Below are 19,108 nucleotides of genomic sequence, written 5' to 3' on the forward strand. Positions count from 1 at the left end.
TTTTTAATGCAGAATAAAAAAATACTTAAAGTACTTGGCAGCGTAGCTCTTGGAGCACTTTTCATTTGGTTGGCTTTTCGGTCGGTAGAATTCAGTGAGGTGGTGGAATCCGCCCGCAACATGAGCTGGTGGTGGCTGTTGCCTTTTACTGCAGCTACCTTATTTGCCCATTATGTCCGCGCCCTGCGGTGGGAGATGCTCTTCACCAACAAAGAAAGAACTCCTCCCAAGATCACCTTATTTACAGGCGTGATGTTTGGCTATCTCGTCAACATCCCTTTGCCCCGCGTTGGCGAAGTGGCCCGCCCTGTGTACGTAGCCCGGCAAGTGGGCGAAAGCAACAGTAAAATCATAGGCACTATTGTACTGGAACGCGTAGTGGACTTGCTGGGTATGCTGCTGTTAATGGCTTTTGTAGTTGTATTCCTGATTGCAGACCCGCAAGTGCTTTCACGCCTTTTCGGCATCGACATTACCAATCAGGAAACACAAATAAACATGATTCTTTCTTTACTGAAGTTTGGGGTGATTGCAGTGGCAGCCTTGGCACTGTTGTACTGGGGTTTCAAAAAAGCGGCTGAAAAAACCGAGGGAAAAATTGCTGAGATCGTCATCAAAATTCAGAAAATCATCCGCACCTTTGTAGATGGACTCCTTGCTATCCGTGAACTTAAAAACTGGCCACTGTTTATTTTTTATTCTGCTTTAATCTGGGTGCTCTATATTTCCATGACCTACATTGGTTTCTGGATGTTTGACATGCAAACCGTGTACGATCTTGGTATACAAGAGGCTGTAGTACTTACGGTTGTAAGTGCAGTGGGGCTTACTATTCCTACACCCGGCGGTATTGGCTCCTATCACCTCTTTATCACCAAAAGTTTGTTTATTTTTTATGGCGTACCGGAAGCTACCGGCCTGGCTTATGCCACCATTTCTCACGCCGCCACCCTGGTGCTTATTTTTATTACCTCTCCAAGCCTGTTGGCAATCGACAAGTTTTTGGGGATGAAGCGGGAGGCAAATACCATTTCACAAGAGGCTTAACAAATGGCTCAGGCACAAACATTTACCTACCAAAATCAGGACATCGCATTCCAAACTATAGGGGAAGGCAAACCATTGGTGATTCTGCATGGCTGGGGTAGCAGCAAACGTGTGATGATGCCTGTGGCCAAAAACCTCGCTCACTTGCGCGCCTGCTACGTACTGGATTTACCCGGCTTTGGCGACTCCCCAGAGCCCAAGCGAGCCTGGAATATCGACGACTACACCGATGCCGTTCAAACCTTCATTGAACACCTAGGAGCCGAAAAAGTGGACTTACTGGTACATTCTTACGGCGGACGTATCACCCTGAAACTCTGCGCCCGCGAATTTGGCAAAACCCATATCGATAAAGTGCTGATCACGGGCGGTGCCGGCATGAAACCCAAACGCTCCCTTAAGTTCTATATCAGAAAATACACGGCCAAATTACTCAAAGCTCCTTTTGTACTTTTACCCGGAAGCTTGCGCGAAAAAGCCCTTGGATGGCTCCGTGGCACCGCTCTTTGGAAAAGCCTGGGCTCCAGCGACTACAGCAAGCTCAGCGGGGTGATGCGCGAGACTTTCGTTAAATCCGTCTCTGAACACCTTGAATCTACCCTGCCCAAGATTCCCCATGAGGTGCTGTTGCTTTGGGGTGAAAACGATGACGCCACTCCGGTCTATCAAGGCAGACGCATAGAAAAAGGGATTCAAAATGCCGCCATGGTCATTATCCAGGATGCCGGTCACTACGCCTTTCTTGACAAGCCCAAACAATTTGCCCGTATCGCTACTGCCTTTTTTAAGGGGTGATGTTTTTTAGGAATTCTGAATTCAGAAGTCAGGATTCAGAATGGAAACTGGAGCCCTCGCTTCCTTATCACCGCATTACCTATTTCCCTTTTAGGAAGGACAAGCCCCTCTAATCCAAAATAGTTATAACCATTTTGGATTATATTCCTGTTTAGTTATAACCATTTTGGATTATATTCCTGTTTAGTTATATTTGTTATAGTTTTTCACACTTTATCTTTGAGCGTTAATGATCAAGCGTCAGTTAACAGAACAGCTTAAAAACCGTCTTTTTGAGGGACGGGCTTTGGTGGTCATTGGGCCAAGACGCGTTGGCAAAACTACATTAATTAATGAGCTTTTAAAAGCTACCGATGCCCACGTTCTTTTTTTGGATGGTGATGACCCGACCGTTCGCCGATTATTGGATGAGCCAAATACCGAACAGATTCGTCAGATTATAGGGGAAAACAAAGTAATTTTTGTAGACGAAGCACAACGCATTTCCAGCATAGGACTTACCGCAAAAATTATCACGGATCAATTTAAAGAAAAGCAGCTCATACTGAGTGGCTCTTCTGCTTTTGATTTAAATAACAGCTTACAGGAACCACTAACGGGACGAAAGTGGACGTATAATTTATTTCCGATAAGCTGGAATGAATGGCAACAGCATGTTGGGTATGTAAAAGCTGAACAGGATATAGAAAACCGTTTAGTGTACGGATTTTATCCAGAAGTACTCAATAATCCTGAACAGCCCCGGGAAATCTTGGCTGAATTGGTTGACAGTTATTTATATAAGGATATTCTTAACTATGCGGGTATTCGCAAACCGGACATTATACAAAAACTGGTACAGGCTATTGCGCATCAGGTTGGGCAAGAAGTAGTTCATAAAGAGTTAGCCGATTTGGTGGGCCTTGATCCTAAGACTGTCAGCAATTATATCGACATTTTGGAAAAGGCCTTTGTGCTGTTTAGACTACCGGCTTTTAGTAAAAATGTGCGGAATGAGATAAAGAAGAACCAGAAAATATATTTTTATGACAATGGGATAAGAAATGCTGTAATCCATGATTATGATCCCCTGCAAGGAAGGACAGACCTCGGAGGCCTTTGGGAAAATTTTCTGGTAAGTGAACGCCTTAAACAATTACGCTATGAAAGGAAACCGGCTAAAATGCACTTCTGGAGAACAAAGCAGCAACAAGAAATAGATTACGTGGAAATTTCAGGCAAACAAATATATGCGTATGAGTTTAAATGGAATCCCAAACGAAATATTCACTTTCCCAAAACTTTCACTAAAAACTACCAAGCTGATATAAAAGGCATTCATCGTGAAAATTTCAGGGATTTTGTAATGGAATGGAACTCAACCTAATGAAATCAGCTGCTTGTTCCCTAACATCTTATTCAAATAATTACTGAATGCTGAGTTTTGAATTCTGACTCCTTTAATACACACTCTACCCCAAGCCCCTCAATAACCAACCCTGCATTTAATAAGCTGATGTGTGTCTTTTGTGCCTTTCGGCTGCTTTTATCGCCATTGGGTCCATAGATGGGATCATCCACAATCGGAAAACCCCAGTGCTCCAGGTGCAGACGAATCTGATGGGTACGTCCCGTTTTCGGCCGGCATTTTATTAAAGACGTATCATCATCCCGACGCTCCATAACTTCAAAGTGAGTGACTGCCCGTTTGCCGTTTTCCAATTCAGGGTGACATTCAAACACAAAGCCATGTTTTCGCCGGATGGAGGTTTCAATGGTAACCGAATCTTCTTCCGGAGCTCCAGCAACCACGGCGTAATAGGTTTTTTCTACCTTGCTTTCACTAAAACATTGGATAGCTTTGGTGGCAAAAGCTTTATTACGGGCAAACAGCACAATGCCGGAGGTCACTGCATCTAGCCGGTGCACAATGCGCAAGTCATCAAAACCCTGCTCAAAAAGAATAGCCGTTAGGGAATTCCGGTTATACCGCCCGCCGGGATGCATAGGCAGGGGCGCCGGTTTGTAGACGAACAGGTAGTCATCCGTTTGCCGTAGCACGCGCACATTATTGGGTACGGCCGGTTCTTTTACCCGGGGATTATGATGAAACACTTCATCCCGAAAAGAAAGCGTATAGTCAGGCGCCACTTCTTCGCCATTCACCCCGACCAAACCCTGGCCGATTTTAGCCTCCCAGCCCTGCTGATTTCTGAAGGGAAACCGGTCCGTCAAAAAGCGGAGCAGGGTAGTGCCCGCGTGCTCCGCCTTCACTTTAAACCGATAGGTATTGGGGTAAGGCGGAACGATACGAACCGGGCAGTGTGCAGCCTCTTTTGAAAAATCATTCATAAGAATCAGAGAGACCTGTCAGGTTTTTTCTTTGGTAAATTTATTTAGCTGCACTGACTTCGCGCTCTTTAAACTCTTCCCCAAAATAGTTGTACCACTTGCGGAATGGACGGAAGGCATTCTCAGGATCAAAAGGTCGTTTGTACTCGCTTTGTCGACACTCTTCGGTGCAACAACCTTCCATCTGACGGGCGCCTTCTTCGCTGCATACAAACAGCTTGTTGCATTCCATATTGGCACAGTTGATGTAGGTATCAGCGGGTTTGCCGGTAATTTCACAACGGGCGATGGGAGACAGATCCTGCGGGTTTACGGGAACTACGAGGCGATCATCAAATACAAAGCACTTACCTTTAAAATGCTTGCCACCCTGCTCATGGGCATAGCGCAGGATACCGCCGTGCAGCTGGTTTACGTCTTCCCAGCCTTCCTCTTTCATCAGCACAGAAAACTTCTCGCAGCGTATACCCCCGGTGCAATACATCAGCACTTTCTTGTTTTTGGGGATATCAGCCTCTTGCAGCCATTGGGGGAAATCATAGAAATTTTCCACATCAGGTTGGATAGCTCCTTCAAAATGCCCGATTTTGGATTCGTAGTTATTACGCACGTCAATCATCACGTAATCGTCTTCTTGCTCCATCACGCGTCGCCAATCTTCCGGTTCCAGGTATTTGCCACCGTTTTCAGGATTTACATCATCTACGTGGAGGGCCACAATCTCTTCCCGTACTTTACAGGTCAGGCGGGGAAAGGGAATATAATCACTCTCTTCTTGCTTAAATTCGGTGTCATCAAAACCGGGCAGCGACCAAACATAGTTTTTGTATTCCTCAATTTGCTGATCGGTGCCAGCAGCCGTGCCGTTTAATCCCTCTTCAGATATATAAATACGGCCCATCAGGCCAATCTCTTTACAAAATTTCTTGTGAGCTTTACAAAATCGCTCCGGATCCTCAATAGGCTGAAAATTATAATACAGTATTACTTGATACATATTTCTCTTTAAATTATTAAGAACTGTTACCTTTCAACGTTCTTTTTGCGAACACCAAAGTTAAGGAAAATCCCAATAATGCATAAATACCGGCCACAATTAAAATTCCTGGCGGTCTTACTCCTGTTCTCAGGCTATGGGATTTCTATTTTGGCGCAGCACCAAAGCCATGACCGCGATGCCCTTCTCGAGGTGCAGCAGGCTTTTGTTCGGGGTGATGTGGATGTGAACCAAGCAGCTCTCCAACAGTTCCGGCTTATATTTGAGCCCGAAGCTTCCGGTATAAAGCATCAAAAATGTGCCACGCCTGCTTTCATATTTCTGAAGAATCACCGGGATGAGCTTAGCCCCCAAACCCTGCAGAAAATTAATGCTTTGGTGAAAAGTAATACCCGTTCGGCTGCAGATATGCAGCACAATTATATCTCTCCATCCGGCAAATTTGATATTTATTATGATACCAGCGGACCGGATGCAGTCCCCACAGACGATTTGAACAATAATGGCATTCCCGATTATGTAGAAAAAGCTGCCTTTGCAGCCGACTCCAGTTACCGCCATCAAGTATTAGCTTTGGGCTTCACCAATCCTATTCCATCAGGAAGCACATATGAAATTATTTTACAACATGATGTAGCAGGATATTATGGGCGAACCAACCCTGCTGGAGATGAACCTGCCGGAACCAATATTTATGTTGAAAACGATTTTGAAGGTTTTCGATCTAACACGCATCCCGAAGGGGATGCCATTGGCGCTTTGTATGCCACCATTGCACATGAGTTCAAGCATGCCATACAGTATAGACAACATCAATGGAGAGGCCCGGCTGGTCGTGCGAACTGGAGAGAAATGGACGCCACCCTGATGGAGGAAGTGGTTTTTGATGACGTAAATGATTACTACAACTATATCAAACGCACGTTTACCGGAAAAGAACCAAATTTTTCCTCTCTTTTCTATAATCCTGCCCGTAGTGTCCCTGTGGCCTACAATTATGTAAGCTGGATGATTTACTACTCCGAAATGCTTGGCAATGAGTTTTGGGTGGATGTGTGGGATCTAATTGAAGCCGACAATACCAAAGGCATTGATGAGGCCATGATAGAAACTCTGCCCTTTTACGGGAGCAACTTTGACACCGACTTCGTACGGAATCATCTTTGGCATTTTGCCTCGGGTGCCAATGCCCCTGCTACCAATTACGGTTTTGATGAAAAATCAGCCTACCCCACACCTAATACTGATAACGCTTTAGCGAGCGCACCCTCTGAGGAAATCCCCGTTCAGGATGTAAATAAACTGGCCGCTCGCTATTATGAGATCATACCTGCCGCCAACGATCGAGGGTATGTGAACCTTGCCGTAGAGTTTGACTCAACCACGGCAGGTATTGGTGCGCTGTTATACCTGAAAAACGGAGAAGTGGTAGAGACAGCTGATGCCGGCCGCAATAAAGGACAGGTATACCTGCCCACCAACGTACTTTGGGAAGAAGTGGTCCGAATGGGTATTGTCATTGCCAATTTTAGTTTAACGGACACCACCCGAAACCTCAGCCTCTTAGTAGGTAGCAACCAGTTTTCCTTTAAGATTACGGATCCAAACTATGTGGAATTACCGGATCAAATTGCCATTTCTCAAAACTATCCCAACCCATTTAACCCTCGTACTAACATTGAATTTGAACTTCCCCAGTCGGCCTTTGTAAAACTGGATGTATTTGATGTTACAGGGCAAAAGGTACAAACCCTGATCAACCGCTACCTACAGGTGGGTGGCCACCAAGAAGTATTTGACGGCAGCGGACTTAGCTCGGGCGTGTATTTCTACCGCCTCCGCATTGACAATCAGGTGTACATAAAAAAGATGACACTAATTAAATAAGGCTCAAGATTGTATCATCAAGAATTAGGTTAGTCGTTTTTATCAATAAAAAGCCCCGACAAATTAGGGTCCGCCAGAGGATGAAAATTTAAATACGGTATAACCTTCTCTTTAAATTATAAGAACTGTTACCTTATAACGTTCTTTCTGCGAACATCCCAGCTAAGTAAAATCCAATAATGCATACATACCGGCCACAATTAACATTCCTGGCGGCCTTATTCCTCTTTTCAAGCTTCGGAATTCCTGCTCTGGCACAGCATCAAAGCCATGATCATCATGACCTTCTTGAGATTCAGCAGGCTTTTGTTCGGGGTGAAATGGATGTGAATGAAGCGGCCCTCCGACAGTTCCGGCTGATTTTTGAAGCGGATGCTTACACCGACAATCATCAAAAATGTGCTACGCCGGCTTTTATCTTTTTAAAGAATCACCGTAATGAGCTTTCATCCCAAACGCTGCAAAAAATTGATTCCTTAGCAAAAACCAAGGCTCGCGCTGATGTAACCATGCAGCACAGCTATATCTCTCCATCTGGTAAGTTTGAAATTCATTACGACAGCAGTGGTCCTGATGCCGTGCCGGCAGAAGATCTCAACAACAACGGCCTCCCCGATTACGTGGAGAAAACAGCCTTTTCAGCAGACTCCAGTTACCGCCATGAAGTGCTGACTTTAGGCTTCAGCGATCCCATTCCTGAAGGTTTTCAATACGATGTGTATTTACAAAATATGGGCTTTTACGGGGTTACAAGTGAGGGCGATTCAAACTTCCCTTGCAACACGGATAATGTAGAAACCTGTATTTATATAGAAAACGATTTCGTTGGTTTTCCCGCTAATACACATCCTGAAGGCCATGCTATCGGTGCTTTATATGCTACCATGGCCCACGAATTTAAACACGCCATCCAGTACCAACAGAACCGCTGGGGACTTCCCATCAGATCCAATGACTGGATTGAAATGGATGCAACCCTGATGGAAGAGGTCGTATTTGATGACGTAAACGACTACTACAATTACATTAAAAGAACACTTGATGGACAGGAACCAAACCTGGAATCTCTTTTTTATAACCCGGCCCGCAGCGCGCCCGTTGCCTACAATTATGTAAGCTGGATGATTTACTATTCGGAAGTATTCGGCAATGAGTTCTGGGTGGATGTGTGGGATTTAATTGAAGAAAATAACTTGATAGGCATCGATGAGGCTATGATCCAAACCTTGCCTTTTTACGGCGCCGATTTTGGTCAAGAGCTTGTTCGCAACCATCTCTGGCATTTTGCTTCGGGTGAAAATGCACCTACAAGCAATTATGGCTTTGAAGAAAAAAGCGACTACCCTACCCCAAACCTCGATGAGTCTTTGATCGGCACCCCTTCTGAGCAAATTTCTATTGATGATATCAACGAACTGGCCGCACGGTATATTGAAGTGGTTCCTGAACCCAACGACCGAGGATATGTAAACCTGGCGGTGGATTTTGACTCAACCCAAATCGGCTTGGGAGCTTTGATATATTTAAAAACCGGCGAGGTATTAGAACGTGCGGCAGCAGGCCGGGATAAGCCCCAGGTATACTTGCCCAACGATATAGTTTGGGAAGATGTAGAACGTGTAGGCATTGTCATAACCAATTTTGACCTGTCCGAAGCAACCAGAAACCTAAGCTTATCGGTGGGGAGCAGCGATTATACCATCGAAATAAGAGACCCCGACTATCTCGACTTACCAGAAGAAATTGCAGTATATCAAAATTACCCTAACCCATTCAATCCCCGCACTACCATCGCCTTTGACCTCAACGAACCCGCACGGGTCAATTTAGAGGTGTATGATATCACGGGAAGAAAGGTGAAATCTCTCCTCAACCGCTTTCTGCAAGTAGGACGTTACGAAGAAGAGTTTGACGGCAGCGGTCTCAGCTCCGGCGTGTATTTATACCGGCTGAAAATTGGCAACAAAGTACACGTGAAAAAGATGACGCTGATTAAATAGGTTTTAGGTGTTAGAGGTGAGGTTTTAAGCCCAAGGGGCTAGGAGCAAGGTGCAAGAAGAAACGTATCTGTTGGTATTTTGCCAGCAAGTTTCCCCTCCTGGGAGGGTTTTAAAAGGACGTATTTTGGCATTCTGTTTTGATATGGTCCAACGCTCAAATCAACTATCCTACACTAAAGCCAACAAAAAAGCCCTGAAGATTAATTTCAGGGCTTTGGTAAAATCTGATCTAAAAAAACTTAGCCGTTATTCCTCGATATCATATACTTCTTTAAGGATGGCTTTTGCGTTTGGATCTTTGCCTTGCATCACACGATGTTGCAGGTTAGTAATGATTTCCTGCTCCGCTTTGTCGTAGGCTAATTCTTTAGCTTGCTTTTCGGTGCCGGTGCGTACCAGATCATAAATGTCATCGGCTCGAACTACGCTGTAAATATCATCATCATTAAAAGCGTGAGAACGAAGCTCTTCGTATTCCTTGAAAACCCGTGGAAAATCTTCACTGTCTTCTGCGCGGGTTATAATTTCAACATGCTCGGGGCCTTCCGCACTCAAAGGGGTTTTGCAGAGATAAAAATAATTCTGTGTGTATTGCATCTGCGATATTTTTGGTTTGATAAATTCTGCCCAAATATACTAAAAGCCATATAACTTTATAAGTGGTAATCTTGTTAACCGTTAATGGTTGTGGGTAGATTTTTTCAATTATAAAATCCCATTAACCAATAACTACCGCCAATACACAACCTCAACTGTTCCCTTATTTTCGATAAACACTACTAAATCACCCTCTTTCACTTCCACGCTGATGAGTTCTTCCGAAGCTTCATTAGACGTGCCGTCGCGCAAACCATTTTCCAGGCTTTCATCATCCAGCGAATATTTAAGTCCTTTGGTAACAATACCAGAAGTTTTTCCAGACAGCGGAAACAGTGATATCACCGTTCCCTTCTCAACTTTGGCTTCTATTTTTTGGGAGATGTGCCAGGTAGAAAAACGGTCGTCTTTAAAAACCAGCTGTTTAAATTTTGGGGTGAACTGCTTCAGCACCGATATATTCTTTAATGCATGATCCATCCTCAGCCCGTACATCCCTAAAACAGTGCAACTTTCAGCCCCTTGATCTGAAGCGTATTTCAGGGCTTTCTCCAAATCATTGGTTTCCTGGTCAGGATCATGGATCAGTTCAAAATGCACCTTATTTGGTTTGATGAAGCTGTCCAAATCGCCAATCACTACATCGGGGCTGATATTTTGCTCCAGCAAAGCATTCCCTCCGCCATCGGCCCCAATTACTAAATCAGCTTTTTCTGTTTCCGATTTTATCAGAGAGGCTTTTGGTGCCATCCCGTTGCTAACAATTACCGCGTGCACATCCATAAAGTTGATTAAAGATTCGTGACATAAAATACATGTATTTGTAGCAATGTTCGCCTATTTTTGGCGGGAACCATTCACCCTTTGCAACCGGCACTCCCGGATGTTATTGCACTTATCCATTTCATTTACAGTCATACATGTTCAACCAACTCATTCCAAAGCTACTATCCCACAAAAATATTGCGGTATTTTCTCACGTGCGTCCCGACGGCGATTGCCTCGGCGCCCAGACGGCTCTTAGCCTGTGGCTACAAAAAAACGGGGTAGAAGTTTCGGCCTTCAATGAAGATGACGTCCCCGAAAACCTGAGTTGGCTAACCGATTTTTTCCCTATCCAAAAGCCCACAAACCTGGAAAACTTTGATGCCTTTGTGGTAGTAGACGGTAATGCCTTGCATCGCTTCGGAGATGAAGCCGAGAAAATTGCGGACCTCGACAAGCCGGTGTACATGATTGATCATCACCCCGACCCGGAGGACGTTTTTGAGGAATTTGTATCGCGGGAAGAAAGCTCTTCAACCTGTGAACTGATTTACCAATTGTACGAAGAGTATGATATCGAACAGGTTGATGCCGCGGCTGCCAAAGCGATGTTTACGGGCATCGTCACGGATACGGGTTCATTCCAGTTCGACAGTGTGTCCTCCGAAACCATGCGGGCGGGCTCCGAATTGCTGCGCCGGGGCGGGTTCACTCCAAACGAAATTGCCGAGCGGCTGTATGCATCCCGTCCACTGCGCCAGCTTAAACTGTTGAGCATGGCTTTGGAAACAATCACCCTGCATGCCGGCGGTGATTTTTCCACCATCTCCATCACCCAAAAAATGCTGGAAGATACCGGCTGTACCAAAGAAGACACCGAAGGATTTGTGCAATATCCGCTAAGCGTCGAAGGCGTAAAAGCATGCGTACTGCTGCGGGAAGATGGCGACCGCATCAAGCTAAGCCTGCGTTCACAAAGCCCCGTAGATGTAAACAAATGGGCCCGGCAGTTTAACGGGGGCGGACACAAAAAAGCCGCCGGCGCCTGGCATCCCGGTCCGCTAAACAAAGCCATCGAAGAAGTAATTGCCGTAGGAAAAGAACAATTAGACTCTGAAGCATAGCAGATAAATGAAGCAATCTCACCAACAAGTTTCCCCTCCTTGGAGGGGATTAAGGGGAGGGTAAATGTTGCCAAAGCTCAGCAAGTTCAATTAGTAAACAACAGGAATACAAAAGACATTTTCCCATTTGATCCGCTTGCATAATCATATTACAATTCTTTACTGCAAACATTCGTTAGCTACCTGCTTATTTTGAGTAATACATGAACATAAACAGGCCTAAAATCCTGACTATATGATGCATAGATACTATTTTTTATTCGTTGCTTTGATTTTAACGCTGGCTGGCTGTGCCGATTCCGAAAAACCGGATCAAAACGCGCCCCAGCTTGTTTCCAGCTCTACTACGGCTACCGCTCAAAACCAACCCGTAGCGCCGGCGGAAGAAGCAGATAGTACCGATCAAACTAATGCTGTTGCGGATGACCAAGCCTTAACCTCAACATCCACAAACAGTATTGCTGATTCCCGCCGTAATGCCATCACGAAGGCCGTCAGTGAAGCCGGGAAAGCCGTGGTAAGCATCACCGTAACCGAACTGCAGCGTGGCTACACCCGGGAATTCGACTCCTTCTTCTTCCGGTATTTTGATGTGCCTGTACAGCGCGAAGTGAAAAGTGCCGGCTCGGGTTTTATTATCAGTGAAGACGGCTTGGTGTTGACCAATGAGCATGTGGCATCCAAAAACTCCAAAACCATCAAAGTGGTGCTTACAGATGGCAACACCTACGAAGCCGAATTGGTGGGCGCCGACGAACTCGCCGACATCTCCCTGCTGCGCATCAAAAGTGATCGCGAAAAATTCCCCTATGTTACCTTTGCCGACTCTGATCAAATCATGGTGGGCGAGTGGGCTATTGCGATGGGCAACCCCTTTGGACTGTTTCATGACGGACAGCCGTCTGTAACCGTGGGCGTGGTAAGTGCCAAAGAGCGTGATTTCCGTCCCGACCCACAGGAACCGCGCGTGTATGTGGAGATGATTCAAACCGATGCAGCCATCAACCGCGGCAATTCAGGCGGACCGCTGGTAAACAGCAACGGCGAAGTGATGGGAATGAATGCTTTTATTTTTACCGGGGGGACCAGCGCCGGTTTTGTGGGATTGGGTTTTGCCATCCCCAGCAACCGCATTTTGAAGATTGTCTCCCAGCTGAAAGAGTCGGGAAGCGTCTCGCTGGATTACGATCCCGGGATGAAATTTCAACCGGTAACCCGCGAGCTCATTATGAAATACCGCAACATCCCACGAGTGTTAGGCTTGTTTGTGACCGAGGTAAATAAAAACGGACCGGCTTACGAATCCGGCATTATGCCCGGTGATGTAATTGTGCAAATTGGCGAGGAGCGCGTAACCAGTGAAATGCACGCATGGGCCCTGATGCGTGAGTACAAGGAAGGCGAGGAGATGGAGCTTCATCTCATCCGCGAAAACAAGCAGTATAAAACCACTATGGAGCTAAGGAAGCGCGTGCAAGGCAGGTAGGGAATATCGAACACTGAACATTCAACATTGAATTTCGAAGTTTTTAAGTAGCTCGACTTCACTTTCCCATTTATATAGCCCCTCGTTCCTACGCTCTGCGTTGGAACGTAGAGGTTGCCGACCGCTAAAACCGTTGCTAAAGTCGAAAGCTTTGCTATATTGGCAGGGTGAATACATCCACTGAGGTACATAACGACCACTGCCTGAATTGCGATACCTTGCTAAAGGGCAATTACTGCTATCAATGCGGGCAAAAGGCGCAGTCTACCAATGTGCCCATGCGGGAATTTGTGAAGGACGCTGCAGAGACCCTTTTTAATATCGACAACCGGGTGTTTACAACCATCAAAGACCTGTTTCTTAAGCCTGGATACGTCACTAAAAAATACATTGAAGGCCAGCGAGCACGCTACCTGCCTCCCCTTCGGTTGTACATCACCGCCAGCATTCTCTACTTCTTGGTGATATCCCTGGTGGATAGCAACCAGTTTCTTTTAGCAAAAATAAACTTTGGAGGAGAAGAAGATGCTTTTGGTGATTTTCTCCGGTATTCCATGATTGTTCTGGTTCCGGCTTTCGCCTGGGTGGTGCAATTAGTTCATCGAAAGCAGAAACGGTTTTATGTACAGTTCCTCATCTTCTCCGTTCACCTCCACGTCATCTGGTTCTTTTTCTTTGGGGTGATTTCGATATGCGACCATACTTTAAATACGATTAGTCTTTCATCTGCCGGCTCATTCCTGGTAACGGCCGTTTCAAGCCTGGCCAAATTATCGTTTTTTATCTACCTGGTACTTTTTGTAAAAAATGTTTTTGATGAAGGATGGGGCAAGAGCTTGCTAAAATCCTTCCTCATCATGATGGGCTACAGCCTGTTTATGGCCGCCGTGGTATTCCTGTATCTTTTCTTTTGGCTATAAATTCGACACCGGTAGTAAAAACTCTCAACACGAAACCCGCTACCTGCAACTCTAACCCCTAATTTTCCCCAGTTCTTCAGATATCTAAGTTTTTAGCGAGGGAAAGTACAGTAAGGGGATAGACCTCAAGCGAGCAGTGACTTAAGAGAAACAGCCGATATTTTGATATTACTCCGCGTTCGAACGCATTGGTAACCATAGCTCAACCCGAAACACTGGATCTGCTTCTTGCAACTCACTCTCACAACTCGTTCCAATTCTGATTATCTTCATTCAAAAATAATTCAACTCTTTTTACCCTTATGATTTACGAATTTCTGAAACGCACTCCCGAGTTTGATGACACTGTTTTTGTGGCACCCAGCGCCGACATTATCGGGGATGTGAGCTTTGGCAAAGAATGCAGCGTGTGGTTCAACGTCACCATTCGCGGTGATGTAAACTACATCCAGCTTGGTGATCGCAGCAATGTGCAGGATAACGTCTGCATCCACGTGATGAACCAAACCGGCCCCACCATCATTGGCAATGAAGTAACCATTGGTCATGGCGCCGTGGTGCACGGATGCACCATCAAAGACCGCGTGTTGATAGGCATCAACGCAACTATTTTGGATGAAGTAGTGATTGAACCGGATGTGATTGTGGCCGCCGGAACCCTGGTGCCTCCCGGAAAAACCCTGGAAAGCGGCTACATGTACATGGGCTCACCTGCTAAAAAAGCCCGCAAACTCACGGAAGAAGAACTGGCCTCCATCCCCAAATACGCTGATAACTACGTGAAGTACTCCCGCGCCTACCAGCAAAAAGACACCTACGACGAAAACCCTTTCTACTCTAAGTAATTGGAAATGCTGAATTATGAATGCTGAATTTGTACTGGACCATTCCTCAATCATAATTCAAAATTCATAAATTCAACTATGAGCGGCCTCTATATTCACATTCCTTTTTGTAAGCAGGCGTGCTCGTACTGTGATTTTTACTTTGTGACCCGTCATCAGCAGAAGCAGAATTTTGTGGATGAGCTGCTGAGAGAGATTCGGTCTAAGAAAGATAGCCGGTTCACCCATGAAGCAGTTCGCACAATCTATTTTGGAGGAGGAACGCCTTCACTGCTTTCACCCCAACAGGTGGAAGACATTCTGCAGGCCATAGACGAAACCTTTGAGGTGGCACTGGAGGAAATCACCCTGGAGATGAACCCGGATGATGTAAGCCGGGAATATTTGGCGGGATTGAAATCTGCGGGCATCAACCGCGCCAGTATGGGCGTACAAAGTTTTGATGCCGACCTGCTGGATTTCATGCATCGTGCTCATACCTCAGACGAAGCCCTTCGCTGTCTGGAAATTCTCGCCGTTTCCGACTTTGAAGTCTTTACAACGGATTTGATTTACGGCAACCCCAAACAATCTCTGGACATGCTGGAGCGAGATATCGATACGTTGCTGCAGTTTAATCCTCCGCATATCTCAGCCTACTCTCTGACGGTGGAACCACGTACCCGTCTTGGTAAACAGGTAGAACTGGGACGCATCGCCCCGCCCGAAGACGACGTAGTAGCCGATCACTTTGATTTGGTGGTGGAAAAACTGGCAGAAGCCGGTATTCAGCAATACGAAGTCAGCAATTACGCCAAACCGGGCAGCGAAGCCGTGCATAACTCCAGCTACTGGAGTCATGAAAATTATCTTGGGCTGGGTCCGGCTGCCCATTCTTTTTGGTGGGATGAAGACCTGGAAACGGCTCATCGCTGGAGTAATAAGCCGGACTTAAACCACTACCTGGAAAGCGGATGGACATCACCCCACGATAAAGAAAAGCTGAGACTGCCCACCTTAGCCGAAGAGCGACTGATGCTCGGACTAAGAACGGCTAAAGGTATCACATTGGAGGAACTGAAGCAGCGGTATGAGTTCACCTTCTCCCCAAAACAAAAAGCCTACCTGCAACAAATGGAAAAGCAGGGTAAAGTTGAAACCGGTGAACGCGTACGCCTGACCAAACAAGGCCTCAAAATCGCGGATGCCATTCTGCTGGATTTGGTAACGGCAGCATAGTGTTGAGTTGTTAGTTTGCCAAACACAACACTAAAACCTAAAACCTCACCACTAAAAACTCTTTTCACTGTCGCGATTGCCTTTCCCACTTCTCTGCAAAGCGGGCGTATTCCTCAGCCTTCTCCGTTTTTCCTGCCCTTTGGTAAGCTTCTGAAACCATCGTGGAGGCCAAAGCCAGCCGCTGGTAATCATTGCTTGTAGGGGTTGCTACTGTGCCTTCCAGCTCGGGCACCTCAAGTCCCATACTTGGATACAGCTGATCGGGATCGTCTTCCAGAGTTTCGTTGGCTTGGAATAGCAGCGGCCAAAAGCCGGATTCCCCATACACTTTTTCAGCAATCACCCAATACCATTCGCCCGATTCTACTTGGTAAGTTTCCGGCGTATCAACCGATCCGGTAGCCCTTTGTTCAGTAGTTTCCGGATTTTCTGGCAAACTATCACTTTGGGGCTCGGTGGCTTGTGGCGAATCCGCTTGTCCGACCTGTTCTGTGTTGGTTTCCTCCGAATTCTCTTCCATGGCCACATCATCCATAGTTTCGGTGGCTTCAGGCGTCTGAGGAGTTTCTATCGCGGCCTGATCGGTGGCCGGAGTCTCCTCATCAGCCGTCATCAAAAACCAGCCGGAGGCCAAAGCTACAATCACTAACAGCAGCAATGCTGCAATCATAAGCCCTGAATTATCATTGTCTTTTTTGCGGGAAGATGGAGAGACGGGCTCCTTTTTCGCCTCAGCCTCTTTAGGTGGAGGAGTTACTTCCGATTCTTGCTCATCTGTACCGGATTCTTCTTCCAATAGTTCGGTTTCAAGATGGGCAAAAGGTGCATTTACGCGTTCACGCAGAGGTTTATACGCGGAGAAATTCACGCGTTTATGTGCCGGGATGGTAATAGGCTCGCCGGTTTGGGGATTTTGTCCCTGACGCTCGGCCACTTCCTTCACCGTAAAACTACCAAAATTGGTGATTACAGCCTTGCCGTTTTCATCCAGATCTTGTTTCGCAAGGCCTATCACCCCTTTGATAAACTCCTCGCTCTTACTCTTGCTAAAGCCGGTTTTCCTAGATAGTGCCTCTACAATTTCCGTGTACGTAACCTTATTGCTCATCCTCGCCCTCATTTAATTCATCACGCAGCACACTGCTTTGCTTAAAATGCACCACCTTTTTGGGCGGTATCTTCATCATTTGCTGGTAATGTGGATTATAGGATTTGTGTTCCGTCCTCACTTCAGCATGGAAGCTTCCCAAGCCCGGCAAGGTAAAGCCACGGTTGTTGGATAACAGGGTAATCATGCCCTCCACAAAAGAATCGTACAGCTGATCGGTTTCCTCCTGCGTCAGATCTAATTCTTCTGCAAGTTGTTTTATTACGTCGGCTTTGGTCATAGCGAATCCGTCTTTAAGTCCTTTGGATTAGGGAATAAATGCCAATTGCGGCAAATAAGCAATTATTGGACTTTTGTGGTTACGCAAAGTATGTGGAACAAGTAGCAAATACTTGAATGAAGTGTGCCGTATATCCTTATTTCCTTATCCACTTATCTCCTTTTCCCTCAAAACTACTTCATCAGCGTCATTTTACGGGTGAGTGCCGTTTGACCGGCACGCAGGCGATAAATGTATAAACCACTGGAAAGACCGGCCCCGTCAAAACGTACGGTATGAGGTCCGGCTTGTCTTTGGCCGTTGGCCAACACCGCTACTTCCTGCCCCAGCATGTTGTAGACTCTCAGGTCAACCTCTGCCACATTGGGAAGTTGATAGGTTATTTCTGTGGATGGATTAAAAGGATTGGGATAATTTTGTTGAAGCTTTATGGCGTTTGGCCCCTGGCTGTTTTGTTCGGTGCTGGTGGCTAATGATTCAAACGTGTAGATATTGCCGTCAAAGCCGCCAAAGTAGAGTTCTTGGTTTTGATCTTCCCCAAACATAATAAGCAAGCCGCCACCAAGATTATCAATCAGCTGATTATCCGAAGCCGTTTCTCCATCCCAGGCCAACGACCAAAGATTGCCGGACACAAAATCGCCATAAACGTAGCGTCCATATAAGTCAGGGATATCTTCCCCGCGGTATACAAATCCTCCAGTGATTGAACCACCTTCCGAACGACCGTATTCATATACAGGAAGCTCTCTTCCTTCGGTTTCACACCCATCCGATGGTTCGTAGCACAAGCTTCCTTCCATGGTATTCCAGCCATAATTCAGGCCTTTTTCCACCACATCAATTTCTTCGCGGGTGGATTGCCCCACGTCTCCAACCCAAAGCTCGCCTGTTTCCGCGTCAAAACTAAACCGGTAGGGATTACGAAGTCCATATGCATAAATTTCTTCCCGGTATCCTTCACTGTTGTCAACAAAAGGATTATCTGCAGGGATGCCGTAATTAAGGTCGCCTTCGGTTTCATCCACATCAATCCGCAAAATAGAGCCTAACAAAGTAGTGCGGTCCTCGCCGTTATCTTCCGGATCTCCACCGCTGCCTCCGTCGCCAAGAGCGATATACAGGTAGCCGTCGGGACCAAAGCGAATTTGCCCGGCGTTATGGTTGGTATAGGGTTGATCCACTTCTAACAACACCTGTTCTGTGCCTTCATCAGCGGCCCCACCTGCCTCAGGGACTTCAAAACGGGACACCACCGAACGGAAAGGATCGGCCGCTGTGTAATAGACATACACATAAAGATTGTTCTCATAATCAGGATGAAAGGCAAAACCCAGCAAGCCTCCTTCCCCTGTCGTTTCTACCTGATCTGAAATATCCAGAAATTCGGTTGTTTCAGATGCGCCTGAACTATTCTCAAAGAACACTATCTGTCCGCTCCGTTCGGCCACAAACACCCGTGAATCACTTTCCATAGCGTATTGGTAATCAATAGGGGCGTTAAAACTGAGGTTGGGATAAGCATTTACTACCTCGAATTGGGCAGAAGCATTTACAGAGATCAGCGCAAAAATAACTACGAACAGGAAGTAATACAGTCGTTTCATAGGCATACCTTTTGTTAGCTTGTATAGATCTAACACATTTAATGCCAATATGTTTCCCTTACGACTACGGCTATAAAATTCTAACAATATTTAGTAAAAAT

General features: G+C 46.1%; 17 protein-coding genes. 10 read left to right on the plus strand and 7 right to left on the minus strand.

The genetic code is table 11. From position 1 onward, the window contains the following. Positions 1-6: 6 nt before the first annotated feature. From FN815_RS10190 to FN815_RS10200, 3 genes are all read left to right on the plus strand, one after another. Positions 7-1,047 carry a lysylphosphatidylglycerol synthase transmembrane domain-containing protein gene (locus FN815_RS10190; RefSeq protein WP_142454537.1) on the plus strand — a complete coding sequence of 347 codons (1,041 nt, stop codon included), beginning with the start codon at positions 7-9 and terminating at the stop codon, positions 1,045-1,047. A 3-nt stretch (positions 1,048-1,050) separates the two neighbouring features. Beyond that, positions 1,051-1,842: an alpha/beta fold hydrolase gene (locus FN815_RS10195; RefSeq protein ID WP_142454538.1), complete on the plus strand. Its 792-nt coding sequence runs from the start codon at positions 1,051-1,053 to the stop codon at positions 1,840-1,842. 229 nt (positions 1,843-2,071) lie between these two features. Next, positions 2,072-3,208, plus strand: a complete 1,137-nt coding sequence (locus tag FN815_RS10200) for an ATP-binding protein (protein WP_142454539.1) — start codon at positions 2,072-2,074, stop codon at positions 3,206-3,208. Between the two features lie 32 nt (positions 3,209-3,240). On the opposite strand, the gene FN815_RS10205 is transcribed toward FN815_RS10200, so the two are convergent. Both FN815_RS10205 and trhO read right to left on the minus strand, forming a co-directional pair. Further along, positions 3,241-4,173: a pseudouridine synthase family protein gene (locus FN815_RS10205; RefSeq protein WP_142454540.1), complete on the minus strand. Its 933-nt coding sequence runs from the start codon at positions 4,171-4,173 to the stop codon at positions 3,241-3,243. Between the two features lie 40 nt (positions 4,174-4,213). Then, positions 4,214-5,170, minus strand: coding sequence for an oxygen-dependent tRNA uridine(34) hydroxylase TrhO (gene trhO / locus FN815_RS10210; protein WP_142454541.1), 957 nt, complete (start codon positions 5,168-5,170; stop codon positions 4,214-4,216). A 78-nt stretch (positions 5,171-5,248) separates the two neighbouring features. On the opposite strand from trhO, the gene FN815_RS10215 reads away from it, so the two are divergent. Continuing rightward, positions 5,249-7,057 (plus strand): T9SS type A sorting domain-containing protein, encoded by a 1,809-nt coding sequence (locus FN815_RS10215; protein WP_142454542.1) that lies wholly within the window; start codon positions 5,249-5,251, stop codon positions 7,055-7,057. A 179-nt stretch (positions 7,058-7,236) separates the two neighbouring features. Then, positions 7,237-9,057, plus strand: coding sequence for a T9SS type A sorting domain-containing protein (locus FN815_RS10220; protein WP_142454543.1), 1,821 nt, complete (start codon positions 7,237-7,239; stop codon positions 9,055-9,057). Between the two features lie 246 nt (positions 9,058-9,303). On the opposite strand, the gene FN815_RS10225 is transcribed toward FN815_RS10220, so the two are convergent. Both FN815_RS10225 and FN815_RS10230 read right to left on the minus strand, forming a co-directional pair. Continuing rightward, positions 9,304-9,654, minus strand: coding sequence for a hypothetical protein (locus FN815_RS10225; protein WP_142454544.1), 351 nt, complete (start codon positions 9,652-9,654; stop codon positions 9,304-9,306). Positions 9,655-9,786: 132 nt separating this feature from the next. After that, complete coding sequence (locus FN815_RS10230; protein WP_142454545.1) at positions 9,787-10,437, minus strand: thiamine diphosphokinase; 651 nt, start codon at positions 10,435-10,437, stop codon at positions 9,787-9,789. 137 nt (positions 10,438-10,574) lie between these two features. On the opposite strand from FN815_RS10230, the gene FN815_RS10235 reads away from it, so the two are divergent. The 5 genes from FN815_RS10235 to hemW all read left to right on the plus strand — a co-directional run bounded on the left by FN815_RS10235 (position 10,575) and on the right by hemW (position 16,012). Beyond that, positions 10,575-11,543, plus strand: a complete 969-nt coding sequence (locus tag FN815_RS10235; RefSeq protein ID WP_142454546.1) for a DHH family phosphoesterase — start codon at positions 10,575-10,577, stop codon at positions 11,541-11,543. A gap of 235 nt (positions 11,544-11,778) precedes the next feature. Then, positions 11,779-13,029 (plus strand): S1C family serine protease, encoded by a 1,251-nt coding sequence (locus FN815_RS10240; protein WP_142454547.1) that lies wholly within the window; start codon positions 11,779-11,781, stop codon positions 13,027-13,029. A 167-nt stretch (positions 13,030-13,196) separates the two neighbouring features. Then, positions 13,197-13,949, plus strand: coding sequence for a DUF3667 domain-containing protein (locus FN815_RS10245; RefSeq protein WP_142454548.1), 753 nt, complete (start codon positions 13,197-13,199; stop codon positions 13,947-13,949). 302 nt (positions 13,950-14,251) lie between these two features. Continuing rightward, complete coding sequence (locus FN815_RS10250; protein WP_142454549.1) at positions 14,252-14,794, plus strand: gamma carbonic anhydrase family protein; 543 nt, start codon at positions 14,252-14,254, stop codon at positions 14,792-14,794. 78 nt (positions 14,795-14,872) lie between these two features. Beyond that, a complete protein-coding gene (hemW, locus tag FN815_RS10255) occupies positions 14,873-16,012 on the plus strand; it encodes a radical SAM family heme chaperone HemW (RefSeq protein ID WP_142454550.1) in 1,140 nt (379 codons plus the stop codon). A 64-nt stretch (positions 16,013-16,076) separates the two neighbouring features. On the opposite strand, the gene FN815_RS10260 is transcribed toward hemW, so the two are convergent. The 3 genes from FN815_RS10260 to FN815_RS10270 form a co-directional block, all read right to left on the minus strand. After that, positions 16,077-17,120: an HU family DNA-binding protein gene (locus tag FN815_RS10260; RefSeq protein WP_185957259.1), complete on the minus strand. Its 1,044-nt coding sequence runs from the start codon at positions 17,118-17,120 to the stop codon at positions 16,077-16,079. After that, positions 17,110-17,400, minus strand: a complete 291-nt coding sequence (locus FN815_RS10265; protein WP_142454552.1) for an HU family DNA-binding protein — start codon at positions 17,398-17,400, stop codon at positions 17,110-17,112. Before FN815_RS10265 ends, FN815_RS10260 begins: the two co-directional genes overlap by 11 nt. 173 nt (positions 17,401-17,573) lie before the next feature. After that, positions 17,574-19,007: a PQQ-dependent sugar dehydrogenase gene (locus FN815_RS10270; protein WP_142454553.1), complete on the minus strand. Its 1,434-nt coding sequence runs from the start codon at positions 19,005-19,007 to the stop codon at positions 17,574-17,576. Between the last annotated feature and the right edge of the window lie 101 nt (positions 19,008-19,108).

The sequence above is a fragment of the Gracilimonas mengyeensis genome, from assembly GCF_900182705.1.
GTDB lineage: Bacteria > Bacteroidota > Rhodothermia > Balneolales > Balneolaceae > Gracilimonas > Gracilimonas mengyeensis.